This is a genomic window from Acinetobacter sp. Ag2 (genome assembly GCF_001005515.1).
Taxonomy (GTDB): domain Bacteria; phylum Pseudomonadota; class Gammaproteobacteria; order Pseudomonadales; family Moraxellaceae; genus Acinetobacter; species Acinetobacter bereziniae.
Map to the genome: position 1 here is coordinate 1 of NZ_LBNA01000021.1, position 12121 is coordinate 12121.

Annotated in this window: 12 protein-coding genes and 1 pseudogene; 6 read left to right on the forward strand and 7 right to left on the reverse strand. The window is 38.0% G+C overall.

What is annotated here, in order from left to right; genetic code table 11:
- Window positions 1-169, forward strand: a pseudogene (locus AAV97_RS20755) (IS5/IS1182 family transposase); the annotation flags it as partial.
- A gap of 32 nt (window positions 170-201) precedes the next feature.
- On the opposite strand, the gene AAV97_RS01020 reads toward AAV97_RS20755, so the two are convergent.
- Both AAV97_RS01020 and mutM read right to left on the reverse strand, forming a co-directional pair.
- Window positions 202-486: a peptidylprolyl isomerase gene (locus AAV97_RS01020; RefSeq protein ID WP_046759572.1), complete on the reverse strand. Its 285-nt coding sequence runs from the start codon at window positions 484-486 to the stop codon at window positions 202-204.
- Window positions 483-1334: a bifunctional DNA-formamidopyrimidine glycosylase/DNA-(apurinic or apyrimidinic site) lyase gene (gene mutM / locus AAV97_RS01025; protein WP_046759573.1), complete on the reverse strand. Its 852-nt coding sequence runs from the start codon at window positions 1332-1334 to the stop codon at window positions 483-485. Before mutM ends, AAV97_RS01020 begins: the two co-directional genes overlap by 4 nt.
- A gap of 389 nt (window positions 1335-1723) precedes the next feature.
- Here mutM and AAV97_RS01030 point away from each other — a divergent pair, with 389 nt between their 5' ends.
- The 4 genes from AAV97_RS01030 to AAV97_RS01045 all read left to right on the forward strand — a co-directional run bounded on the left by AAV97_RS01030 (window position 1724) and on the right by AAV97_RS01045 (window position 7351).
- Entirely contained in the window at window positions 1724-3022 is a 1299-nt protein-coding gene (locus AAV97_RS01030) for a carbohydrate porin (protein WP_046759574.1), read from the forward strand.
- Window positions 3023-3055: 33 nt separating this feature from the next.
- Window positions 3056-5179 carry a TonB-dependent receptor gene (locus AAV97_RS01035; RefSeq protein WP_046759575.1) on the forward strand — a complete coding sequence of 708 codons (2124 nt, stop codon included), beginning with the start codon at window positions 3056-3058 and terminating at the stop codon, window positions 5177-5179.
- Between the two features lie 19 nt (window positions 5180-5198).
- Window positions 5199-6317: an NADH:flavin oxidoreductase/NADH oxidase gene (locus AAV97_RS01040; protein ID WP_046759576.1), complete on the forward strand. Its 1119-nt coding sequence runs from the start codon at window positions 5199-5201 to the stop codon at window positions 6315-6317.
- Between the two features lie 110 nt (window positions 6318-6427).
- Entirely contained in the window at window positions 6428-7351 is a 924-nt protein-coding gene (locus tag AAV97_RS01045) for an AEC family transporter (RefSeq protein ID WP_046759577.1), read from the forward strand.
- Between the two features lie 35 nt (window positions 7352-7386).
- Here the strand turns inward: AAV97_RS01045 and AAV97_RS01050 are convergent, their stop codons facing one another.
- From AAV97_RS01050 to AAV97_RS01070, 5 genes are all read right to left on the reverse strand, one after another.
- A complete protein-coding gene (locus AAV97_RS01050) occupies window positions 7387-8199 on the reverse strand; it encodes a tetratricopeptide repeat protein (protein ID WP_046759578.1) in 813 nt (270 codons plus the stop codon).
- A gap of 226 nt (window positions 8200-8425) precedes the next feature.
- Window positions 8426-9133 (reverse strand): DsbC family protein, encoded by a 708-nt coding sequence (locus AAV97_RS01055; RefSeq protein WP_046759593.1) that lies wholly within the window; start codon window positions 9131-9133, stop codon window positions 8426-8428.
- Window positions 9134-9237: 104 nt separating this feature from the next.
- Window positions 9238-10902: a DKNYY domain-containing protein gene (locus AAV97_RS01060; RefSeq protein ID WP_227604724.1), complete on the reverse strand. Its 1665-nt coding sequence runs from the start codon at window positions 10900-10902 to the stop codon at window positions 9238-9240.
- A 196-nt stretch (window positions 10903-11098) separates the two neighbouring features.
- Complete coding sequence (locus AAV97_RS01065; protein WP_005033495.1) at window positions 11099-11419, reverse strand: low molecular weight protein tyrosine phosphatase family protein; 321 nt, start codon at window positions 11417-11419, stop codon at window positions 11099-11101.
- Window positions 11416-11673 (reverse strand): hypothetical protein, encoded by a 258-nt coding sequence (locus AAV97_RS01070; protein WP_005033493.1) that lies wholly within the window; start codon window positions 11671-11673, stop codon window positions 11416-11418. Before AAV97_RS01070 ends, AAV97_RS01065 begins: the two co-directional genes overlap by 4 nt.
- Window positions 11674-11848: 175 nt before the next feature.
- Here AAV97_RS01070 and AAV97_RS01075 point away from each other — a divergent pair, with 175 nt between their 5' ends.
- Window positions 11849-12094 carry a hypothetical protein gene (locus AAV97_RS01075; RefSeq protein WP_004829903.1) on the forward strand — a complete coding sequence of 82 codons (246 nt, stop codon included), beginning with the start codon at window positions 11849-11851 and terminating at the stop codon, window positions 12092-12094.
- The last annotated feature ends 27 nt before the right edge of the window (window positions 12095-12121 follow it).

The following is a 12121-nucleotide window of genomic DNA, read 5'->3' on the forward strand; positions in this document are numbered from 1 at the left end:
AAACAATGACCATATGGATTGGTATTTATATAAAATCAGGCACTTAGTAGAAAATATGTTCTGTAGATTAAAGCAATTTCGAGGAATAGCCACACGATACGACAAGTTAAAACGGAACTATGAAAGTTCTGTTGCATTAGCTTGTATATTTTTATGGCTCCCCTTGTAGGTTAAATTATGAACCATAAATGTCAACAGACCCTAAAAATCCATACGAAATTTAATTTCAACCAAATGAAAACCAAATTGACTTTTTACAGGTCCATGTAGGATATGTTCAGCCGCAGTAAATACCAATTTATCAATCACAGGAACAAGCTGTCCTTTTTTCACTTCACCCAATTCACCACCACGTTTAGCTGAATTACACATTGAATGTTGTTTCGCAATTTTGGCAAAATCAGCGCCATCATGGATCTTCTTCTTGAGCTGCTCTGCAAGATCTTTGTCTTTGACGAGAATATGTCGAACGATTGCTGTTTTCATTTCATTTTTCCTCGTGTCTTTTTAGGCGTATCTTTGGTTCGCTTAAGTGGTTGGCATTGGGGGCAAAAAACACTGGCTCTTTGTCCAAGTTTTAGATTTTCCAAAGTCGTTTCACAGTTGATACACATTTCACCTGCGCGACCATATGCCAACAAAGTTTGTTGAAAATAGCCATTTTCACCCATCGCATTGCTATAATCTCGTAAAGTTGACCCACCCAAATCAATCGCTTGCTTTAGGATTCGTTTAATTTCAATCACCAAATTTTGAACTTGTAGCTTTGATAAGCTTGACGCAGGTTGGGCAGGGTGAATACCCAAATTAAATAAGCTTTCAGTTGCATAGATATTTCCTACACCAACGACGATATGGTTATCCATGATTGCAACTTTTGTGCCGACATTTTTATTTTTTAATTTTTCAAACAAATATTCAGCATTAAATTCATCACTTAAGGGTTCAGGACCTAAAGTATCAATAAGTTTGCTTTGGCTTTGTTCATTCAGCCAAATAATGCAGCCAAATCGGCGTGGATCATGATAGCGCAATTGCATATCTTCAAATTGAATGATGAGGTGATCATGCTTTCTCATTTCATCTGACTCATCACAAATTCTAAAGCTGCCTGACATCCCTAAATGCCAGAGCATTGTATGACGTTCGAACTCAGCCAAAATATATTTGGAACGACGAGTTAAACCAATGAGTTTTTGACCTTGAAGTTGCTGAATATCTTCGGGAATTGGCCAACGTAAGCGAGATTCACGGACTTGGACATACATCACTTTCTGATCGATTAAGGGAACTAAGCTGGTTTTAGTTGTTTCAACTTCAGGTAATTCAGGCATGCATGTGTCGTATTGGGATAAGAGCTCATTATTGTATGCAAGAATGGGATGGCTTTAAAGTGTGATACTGTTAGTCCTACGACTTTAGGTTGAACCCATAAGATAAATCGCAGAATGACACGTTAGCGTGTTTGATAAGCTTTTGTTAATTAAAATAAAGTTTATTGATAAAATAAAGTTTTCCGATTGATAAAAAATATCTGATAGTTATATGTAAAAAAATGTGTAAATTTCTAGTAAATAATCTCTATAAATAATTTGGATTCTCCATAGTATTTTAGGCGTGATTGTGATTTTAAAATATGATTTTTATATTAATTTTATAAGGATCAAAAGTTTGAAATTAACAAAATTATCTGTATTCATTCTGCTCCAAATTAGGCTGCCCCATGAAAAAAATTGCTTATCCTTTATTGGCAATCTCTACTTTTACCATGATGTCTGTTGCATCGGCTGAAGATGCTTTTGACCTGCATGGATCAACCATGACAGGGGACTGGAATGGTACACGTACTGAGTGGGCTGAAAAAGGGATCAAATTCGATGGTACGATTGCCATGGATGGTTCATATCTCGCTGATGGTGGTTATGATGCACATCAAGCACTAACCTTTGCAACCCAGTTTGGTCTTGGAACTACTTTGGATATGACGAAATTAGCAGGTTGGAGTGATGTTACGATTCGTGCTTTAGTCACAGCACGTCAAGGGGAAAGCACATCATTAAGAGGGATTCAGGCACCTGATGCACCACAATGGGCAAACTCTCAAGCCAACTGGGGACGAGGTAATTCAGGAAGTCGTTTGAGTGAGCTCTATATTGAGAAGAATTTTAAAGAACAAGGGCTCAGTATTCGTGTGGGTCGAATGGGTTTGGGGACTGAATTTAATACCATGGCTTGTGATTTCCAAGGTAATGCATTCTGTGCTGCACAAATGGGGAAATGGCAAGGTAAGCTTTGGTATAACACACCCGTTTCACAATGGGGCGGACGTTTGAAGTATCAAATCAATCCTGAGTTATTCGCACAAGTCGGTGTTTTTGAATACAACCCAGACAATGCTTTGGAGCGTCAAGGCTGGAACTTGGATACCAAACATGCTGATGGTGTAAATATTCTTTCTGAGGTGGTGTGGTCACCAAAGCAAGGTTTCAATGCTTTACCTGGCAGTTATCGCTTTGGTACGCTTTATAATACTGCTGACGAGGCAAAAAATCAGTACGATGTGGCTTATAAAGCAGGAACTAAGGCTGAAGATCGTACATATGGCGGCTGGATTGCCTTTGAACAGCAATTGACCTCAGTAGGTGAGGGCAAACGAGGTCTACATAGCTTTGGTAATTTTACTGTACATGATCGGACGACAACAGCCGTAAGTGATTCACAACAACTGGGTTTAAAGTACTATGGACTATTTAAAAGCCAACCCAACGATATTCTAGGCTTAGCCGTCAATAGAGTACATTTGAACGATCGTTATACGGATTATGTGAATAATAGTCGCTTAGGCACAAATTTAAGACAGCTGAATGAAGATGCAGAGTATAATGTTGAGTTAAATTACTCATATTACCCTGCCAAATGGTTCATGCTTCGTCCTTTAGTGCAGTATGTGGTGCATCCTGGTGCAACCAATCAGGTCGACAATGCATTGGTCATTGGCTTGGGGTCTAAAATTATTTTCTAAAATTATTTTCTGCAATCACCCGAGGAAACCTAGATGCAAAGAGTGAAACATTTAAAAATTAATACCACACTACTTTGTTTAACAGTCTGTATTTCCCAGAACATCTATGCTGAATCGGAATCTCAGGATTCCACTCAGCAACTCCCCACCATTAAAGTTGAAGCAACACGCTCAGACACGAGCATACTCAATACGCCTGCATCTGTTTATCGTATAGACCAACAACAAAATCAAAATAATATGGGAGTGAACCTCACTGAAACTCTCAAAGGCATTCCGGGCTTACAGCTCAATAACCGTGAAAATTATGCGCAAGATTTACAACTGTCCATGCGAGGCTTCGGTGCACGTTCAACCTTTGGTGTCCGTGGTATCCGTTTGTATGTGGATGGTATTCCTGCAACCATGCCCGATGGACAAGGTCAGACGTCAAATATTGATTTAAGCAGTTTGGATCATATTGAAGTACTGGGTGGACCTTTTTCATCACTCTATGGAAATTCATCAGGTGGGACGATTCTAACCACGACCAAAGAGGGAACAGGACGCGATTCGATTGAGTTAGGATACTCTGGTGGAAGTAACAATAAAGGGCGTGCTGATATTGTTTTACAAGGTGGTGCCGATAAAGCCAATGAGCCAAGTTATGTGATTAGTTCTTCGTATTTTGATACTGATGGCTATCGTGATCATAGTGCAGCAAGAAAAACCTTGAGTAATGCTAAACTCACTTGGGATTTGGATGATGGCTCAAAAATTAATTGGATCACCAATTATGTAAATATTCATGCGGATGATCCACAAGGTCTCAGTCGGGATCAATGGAAGCAAAACCCTAAACAAGTGAATGATAGTAAAAATATCTATAATGTGCGCAAAGATATTAATCAGACACAAACAGGTGTTAATTGGACCAAGCCCATCAACGACCAAAATGAAATTTATTCAATGGCTTATTTAGGTCATCGAGAGGTCACACAATATCAATCTATTCCGAATACTGCTCAAAAGAATCCTCGTCATGCAGGTGGTGTTATTGATTTCTCTAGAGATTTTTATGGTGCAGATTTACGTTGGACAGGTAAAGAGCTTTTGCCCAACACGCGTATCAGTTTAGGGCTTGCTTATGATGCCATGAATGAAGATCGCCAAGGATATGAAAATTTTGATGCCAATGGTCAATATGGAGTAAAAGGTAAGCTACGCCGTGATGAACGAAATACTTTATGGAATTTAGACCCTTATCTTCAGGCGTCTTGGCATTTTTTACCAACTGTACGGCTAGATACAGGATTGCGTTATAGCAATGTCCATTATGAATCTAAAGATCATTACATCACAAGCTCTAATGGCAACGATAGTGGGCAAACAGATTATAAAAAATTACTTCCATCAGCTGCTTTGACATGGGAAATTACGCCTGAGATTAGCAGTTATCTCAGCTATGCCAAAGGATTTGAAACACCAACTTTCACTGAAATGGCTTATCCAACCAGTGGAACTTCAGGGATAAACTTTGCACTGAAACCTTCGACCAGTGATAACTATGAACTGGGTTTAAAGGCACAAAATCAATTGGGTAATTTCACGGCTGCAGTTTTTCAAAGCAATACACGAGATGATATTGTTTCTGCCGGTTCTGTGGATGGTCGAGCGACATACCAAAATGCAGACAAGACATTGCGTCAGGGCGTTGAATTGTCTTGGAATAAAAAATTATGGAAAGATATTACTGCACAAGCCAGTTATAGCTTCCTAGATGCAACATTTGATGCCGATATCCCAAATACAGATCCGAAAAAAGTCATCCAAAGAGGAAACTACATTCCCGGTATTGCTAAAAATCAAGCCTTTATTGGACTTGGTTGGCTTCCAGAAAGTGGTTTAAATGCTGGGGTCGATGTTCGTTATATGGATAAAATCTATGTTGACGATCTCAATACAGATACTGCACCAAGTTATACAGTCACCAGCCTAAATGTCGGTTATATCTGGAAAAACAAAGATTGGAAAGTCCGTAGTTTTGCTCGAGTCGATAATCTATTCGACAAAAACTATGTGGGTTCAGTCATTGTAAATGATGGTAATGGGCGATTCTTTGAACCTGCAGATGGTATTAACTGGAGTGCCGGTTTGAGTGTCACCATACAATTTTAATTCGCTGGGAAAGTAATTTATGTCTGCTCAACCGAAGTTATTTGAATCCATTCAATTTGGCTCGCTCGCACTGAGCAATAAAATAATTATTGCACCAATGTGTCAATATTCTGCAACTGATCAAGGTGAAATCACGTATTGGCACGAACAGCAATGGGCAAATTATGCTTTGTCAGGTGCAAGCTTGTGTATTGTTGAAGCGACTGCGATTCAAGCAGAAGGACGTATCAGCTATGCAGACCTTGGTTTGTGGAATGATATTCAACGAGATCAAATAAAGGCTTTATTGAATAAAGTAAAAACGATAGCGCCAACGCCTTTTGGCGTACAACTTGCACATGCAGGTCGTAAAGCCTCAACGGATAAACCATGGTTGGGGAAAGGGCAAATTGCAGCAGATCATGCGCATGGTTGGCAGACAGTTTCTGCCAGTGATATTGCATTCAACATTGAAGATGTTGCACCACACGCATTAACGCTTGATGAAATACAAATCATCATTGGTGATTTTGCTCAGGCTGCAATCCGTGCTGTTGAGGCAGGTTTTTCATTGATTGAAATCCACGCAGCCCATGGCTATTTGCTACATCAATTTATGTCGCCATTGTCGAATTATCGTACGGATCAATATGGTGGCAGTTTTGAAAATCGTATTCGCTTAACTTTAGAGGTTTTTCAAGCCATTCGAAATGCAGTGCCTGCCAATTATCCTATAGGTGTACGCCTTTCAGCAACGGACTGGATGGATGCTGAAAATGGTTGGAACATTGAGTCGAGTATTGGTTTATCAAAAGCCTTGGCGCAGTTGGGAGCGGTCTATATCCATGTATCCTCAGGCGGCTTACATGCTCAACAAAACATCAAGATTGGTGCAAACTATCAAGTGCCATTTGCCAATGCAATTAAACAACAAGTGAATATTCCAGTAATTGCGGTCGGGTTGATTACCGAGGCTGAACAGGCTGAACAGATTCTTCAGCAGGGTGAGGCAGATGCAATTGCATTGGCAAGAGCAATCTTGTATGACCCACGTTGGCCATGGCATGCTGCAGCGAAACTGGGCGCTCACATTTCGATTGCACCTCAGTATTTACGTTGTCAGCCTCATGGAATAAAGGATTTGTTTTCAGCATACTGATGACATTACAGTTTTGTGTAATCTATTATTCTTTTAAAGTATTTATATTCATCAAAGATATATTCTAGGATATATCTTTATTTACAAGTTCTGGAAAAGGAACGGTTTAAATGATTTTTTCGGTAATTTTTCCAGTATTTTTCTTGTTATTTCTGGGTTTTATCTCTGTCAAAATCCAATTAATAAATAAAGCACAGATCATAGCCTTGAGCGCTTTTGTGATCAAAATCGCTTTGCCTGCTTTGCTCCTTCATGCCTTAGCTTCAAAAGATCTGCATGAGATTTGGTATCCAGCATATTTTTTCGTTTATGCAAGTGTCACTTTTGCCTTATTTATTCTGGCTTTCTTCATAGGGCAGAAAATTTTTAAAAATCATTTTACCCATGCCTCAGTGTTTTCATTGGGGGCTTCCATGTCCAATACAGGACTATTGGGTGCTGCAATTTTAACTTTGCTCATCGGCAGTGAGGCCATGATTTATATCTCTTTGGTGGTCATCATCGAAAGTGTTTTTCTTGTGCCGTTAATGTTAACTTTGGCTGAAATTGGACGCCAACGACAAGCTAATTTAGTCGCTATCTTAAAAATAACCTTTATAACCTTACTAAAAAATCCGCTATTTCTATCGGTAATGATTGGCATGAGTTGCGCAGTTTTCAATATACAGATTCCACATCTGTTGGATTCCGTTTTTGCTATGCTTGGGCAAACAGCTTCGCCACTGGCACTCTTTATTATTGGCGGGGGAATGGTGGGGCTCACTATTCAATCCTTTAATCTGCAAACCATTTATCTTGTGGTCTCAAAAAATATTTGTATGCCGATCTTGGTCTATTTGGGCTTTACCCATTTTACGGACTTAGATCAAAAAATGATTTATGCAGGTACATTAATTGCAGCTTTGCCGATGCCTTCGATCTTTGGAATTTTTGGACAGATTTATGGTTTGAATGAAAAAGCACTGACACCGTTGATGATCAGTACATTTTTGAGTTTTATGATTGTGAGTGTTTTGATCGGTGTATGGTGGTAAAGCACACATAAGCGTGTGCTTTACACTTTGGCAGATTATTTTTTTGGAGGTGCTGCTTTTGCTGGCGCTTTAGCTTTCTCAGCAATTAACTTATTGACCACTTCTAGGGATTCTTTCGCTTTAGGCACATTATTTTTTGCTAACTCAGCGAAAATCTTTTGCGCTTCAGGTAAGTTTTGATCAATGATATTGCCGTTGGTCAGCATATTTCCTACAGCCATTAATGCAGGAATATAGCCTTTTTTGGCTAAGTTTTGAATTTCATTGAGACCTTGATTCACCGTGGTTGCATTTTTCTTTTTTAAACCATCTGTAATGTCATAGAGGGCTTTGGCATGAATCGCAGGTGCAAAATCTTTTTTCACTAAAGGATCAAGTTTTTGTAAACCCAACTTGTCTGATGCAGGCGTACCCTCTGCAAATAATAAAACAGCCAATTCTACAGTCGCGTCATCAAAACCTTGAGATGATGATTTCTCTAAGTATTCACGAACTTTCTTTTCATCTTTGCTTAAACCTAACTGTCCTACAGCATAGCTTTGAGCCAACACATAACTTGCAACTGGATAGCCTTTTGCTGAAGCATCCTGATAATATTTCAATGCTTTTTTATCATCTTTGGCAGTACCTTGCCCAGTTTGGGTTAAATAGCCTAAGTTATATAAGGCTTGCGCATTGCCTGTTTTAGCGAGGCGATCTAATTCTTGATAGGCTGCTGGGTAATTTTTTGCTTGAATGAGTTCTTGTGCCTTCGCAAAAGCAGGATCAACATTCGTTTTAGGTGCATCAGCAGCAAATGCTGAAATACAAGATAAACTTAGAAGTGCTGCAATAAGTGTTTTTTTCATTTTGAAACGGTACCTGATTTTAATTTCAACATAATTCCATTTATGGTGTCAGAATGGATTGATGACATTTTTAATCATAATTTGAAAATTAATAATGTAAACATACCAATTGTATTTGTTGGTGCATTTATGTTTTAGATTTTTTGTAGATAAGCATAAATTAAGCATGTTTTAAAGTTATTCTTGCAGAAGAAATGAAAATTATTGCTTCTGCTTTTCGAAAAAATTATTTAACTGCTTTTAACAATAACTCAATTTCACCTGCATCACGTGCACCTGAAATACGTGTTCCATCTTGTAAGAAGAAAGTTGGCGTACCATCTACATTCAGCGTTTTAGCCAAAGCGATATTCTTTTCTACAGGGGTGGCGCAAGATTTGGTTGAACTTGGTTGTTTTTTATCAAGGGTATAATCTTGCCATGCTTGGTATGGGTTTTTAGCGCACCAAATTTGTTGTGAGACATTTTCAGCGTTAGGATGTAAACGTGTGATTGGGTATAAGAATAAATAAATCGTCACGTTGTCGACATTTTTTAATTCTTTTTCAAGATGTTGGCAATAAGGACAATCGGGATCACTAAACACATAAATGGTACGTTCACCTTTGCCTTTGACATGCTTAATGGCTTGTTTTAAAGGTAATGCTTTGACATCAATACTTTTTAAAGTTTGTTCACGTTCAGCAGTTAAATTCTTTTGTTCTTTTAAATCAATCAAATTACCGACAAAGAAATATTTCGCTTCTTCATTGGTATAGACAATACGCCCCCCCATATAAACTTCATAAACATCTTTGATCGGCGAGTTCTGTACCGATTTCACTTCAATTTCAGGATATTTAGTTTTTAAGTTTTGTTCTAATGTTTTGATGTCCGCATGTGCAGAAGTAAAGCTAAAAATACTTAAACTGAGAAGAGATAACCAAATTTTCATGATAAAACTCGAAATAATAATATCGATATTGTGCACTTAATGGTACTCAAAAATATATTGAGATCATGTAATTGAGATTAAAAAATCTCACTCAAACCTGTTGTTCATTTTTTCAAAATGCTGTGAATACCATGTTGTGCCAATTGCTGTTGTAATTGTTCAATATACTGATTTAATTCTGCTTGAGAATCTACATTTAAACTCAACTTTGAACTAAAGTTGAAGTTCATTGAGCGTTTGCCATTGCGTTGTACAATTCGGAAATGACCAATACAGCCTTTTGCATGTGTTGTTCTGTTTATACTAAATTCCACCTGTTGAATCTGCGCTATAGGATAAGCAGTCAGCATCAAATTGCTGACAATCAATTTATGATTTCGAATATAAAATGGGGCAAAATTTAAATTAAACCTTTTAAATAACCAAATCAAAGCACTGAAAATAACAACAAAGATGAGGGGAGCAACAAAACCCCAATATTTGTCCGAGCTGTTCTCTGTCTTCGCCTCAACCAAAGTTGTGTGTTTGGCTTCAACCATCTTCTGTTCATCAATCCACTGACGAATATCGTCTGTACGTGGTTGAGTTTTTAGTAAACTTTGAATGGTTTGTGGGTCACGAATATGATAAACCGTGGCTCGAATCAGTTGGCTGTCACCAAGCTGGTCAAAATAATAAAAAGCATTGCCATTTTTCCATACGCTACCACTGTTATAATTCACATTTCCCAGTTGTTGCCAAGTCGAAACCTGCGGCTCATCTAATTTTAAAATACGGGTTACTCTGGAGGAAGATGAACCTTTGCTACTTCGATATTCACGGGCTTGTAAGTAGAGAAGTTGCTGACCATTCGAAAAAATTGCAGGCGCAATTTCTTTAAAGGATTGTCCTAAAAATGGATTATCCCCAGCACGTACCATTTTTTCTTTATTTACATCAAAATAATAGATGCCAGTGTCGTTATAAAATAACGCATGATTGCTGTGGTCACCATATTTGCTGAGCAGATGATAAGGTGCAAATTGTGGATCAAAAGCAAATTGATTGACATAAACCATGCCATCAATCGGATTGAATAAATAGCTTTGATTGTTAGAGTTCTCTATATCAAGGGTATAAAGCTTTTGATTGTCCTTTAAGCTAAGTCGTGTGTTGTTGAAGTATACGTTCGTACCATCTGCCCTAAAAATATGATTTTCTTCGCCAGAGACTAAGCGTAATTGATGAGAGTGAGCATCTGGAAGTAATTTTCCACGATAATAGGTCAATATTCCGTTACTGGCTGTATCAATGTCTGCATTGACTAGATAAGGTTGATCACCCTGTTCCAGTTTAAAATAAGGATAAAGATAACTTTGTGGTTTTGAACCAATGCCAAAATTTTGTAGTATGATTTGAAAAACTTCTTGAATCACAGATAAATTTTCATTTCGCTCAGTCATCGGTGAACAATACCAAGTCTCTTTTCCATCTGTGAAATAACTGTTGCCGATAGTCTTCAGTTTTTGCGGTTGTACACCTTTTAAAAGGATGTTACCACAGTAGACATTTTTTTGATCTGCGCCAAGTTGTCGGTATTGGTAATGGTCATTTGGCAAATAAAATGTTTTTGCATCTGCTTCGCGAATGAGGTAATCACCATTACTCGGTACTGAAGCATAAATTTGGTTGTTATATTTTTCAAATACTCCCATTTTCTCGCTGGTTGCATCAAAAGGTATGGTATTTGAATCTGGACCTGAACATCTAAATAAAAAGCTCAAGCTCAACAGAAGCCCCAAAGCTGTTAAGAGGAGAGTAATGGTTCGAAGGATAGAAAAAACATTGAAGGGATTCTGCATTATTCACTTTATTTTTTAATTGTGATCAGTCCTCATGACAAGATCATTCTAATTTATTTTTTACCTATTCAGTAGCGAATTTAGTAGAGAATTGTGCAGATTGCTTGTAGCACTATATTTTCATTTAAGGCAAATAAGGCAACATGCTCTCTTTCAAAAGCTCGATTAATGCTTCATCCATGTAGGGATATTCATCCGGAATGTCCAAAACAATCACTTTTTTGTGTTGTAGTGGTTGAGGGAATTTTTCTTTGATGTTTTGTTTGTGCTTTTGCTCCATCACAAAAATCATATCTGCCCAAGCGATATCTTTGAGAGAGATCGTATGTTTGGCATGTTTGCTTGTTCCAGCAGAACGAGTTGCAATGCCATAGCCCACTGCAAAGATACGCTCAGCAGTGGGACTACGCCATTGATTACGACTACATATAAAAAGGCTGTTCAATCAGCGATCATCCAAAACTCATATTGTGCTTGTTTTCGTCTTTTTGCCGAGGAAACACGCGGATATTCAATCCCAAGTTGTTTGGAGCGAGATCTTTTGAGTGATCTATTCCAAAGCATTTTCCAGTCTTTTTCAGGTTTCCACAGGGTTGAGGTATGTCTACAATCTCGACCACGATGTAAAAAATTGACTTTACGTCTCCATGCGCGGTTTCTGTTTATATCGTTTGCAAATAATTGTGATGTAATGTCCATAGGATAAAACTCATGAGTTGATCGGGTTCAGCAGCCGCGATAACACATGATGGAATCATTTTATAAGTATTTATTGATCCAGACAAGTTGTAAGTATGTGCTGATCAGCACTTTGAACAGACTTAAATGAATTGAAACGTTATAATTGTCATTCAATTAGATTGATGAGAAAACCATGTTTATTAAAGCGATTAAGCGTAATTATGACAAAATTAGTCAGGACGAAAGTATTGCTGACGAAGACAAGATTGATGCGCTACTGATCAAGTTAGGTGGTGAGTTTCTTGTGAGTCAAGATGATCGTGTCTATTGCTTTGAAAAAGACGGTTTAACTGCAAAATTTGATGCAAAACATGCCCGTGCTTTTCATTTTAAGGAATATGTCTGCAAGGACATGAATAAACTGTTTCATGGTTTTTAAATAGAATTTAGCCGCTCAGGCTTAACG

Bases quoted from the DNA above. Each gene is read 5' to 3' on its own strand.
- AAV97_RS01055 (WP_046759593.1), bottom strand. From the start codon at position 9,133: ATGAAAATTTGGTTATCTCTTCTCAGTTTAAGTATTTTTAGCTTTACT.
- AAV97_RS01075 (WP_004829903.1), top strand. From the start codon at position 11,849: ATGTTTATTAAAGCGATTAAGCGTAATTATGACAAAATTAGTCAGGAC.
- AAV97_RS01040 (WP_046759576.1), top strand. From the start codon at position 5,199: ATGTCTGCTCAACCGAAGTTATTTGAATCCATTCAATTTGGCTCGCTC.
- AAV97_RS01030 (WP_046759574.1), top strand. From the start codon at position 1,724: ATGAAAAAAATTGCTTATCCTTTATTGGCAATCTCTACTTTTACCATG.
- AAV97_RS01035 (WP_046759575.1), top strand. From the start codon at position 3,056: ATGCAAAGAGTGAAACATTTAAAAATTAATACCACACTACTTTGTTTA.
- mutM (WP_046759573.1), bottom strand. From the start codon at position 1,334: ATGCCTGAATTACCTGAAGTTGAAACAACTAAAACCAGCTTAGTTCCC.
- AAV97_RS01020 (WP_046759572.1), bottom strand. From the start codon at position 486: ATGAAAACAGCAATCGTTCGACATATTCTCGTCAAAGACAAAGATCTT.
- AAV97_RS01070 (WP_005033493.1), bottom strand. From the start codon at position 11,673: ATGGACATTACATCACAATTATTTGCAAACGATATAAACAGAAACCGC.
- AAV97_RS01045 (WP_046759577.1), top strand. From the start codon at position 6,428: ATGATTTTTTCGGTAATTTTTCCAGTATTTTTCTTGTTATTTCTGGGT.
- AAV97_RS01050 (WP_046759578.1), bottom strand. From the start codon at position 8,199: ATGAAAAAAACACTTATTGCAGCACTTCTAAGTTTATCTTGTATTTCA.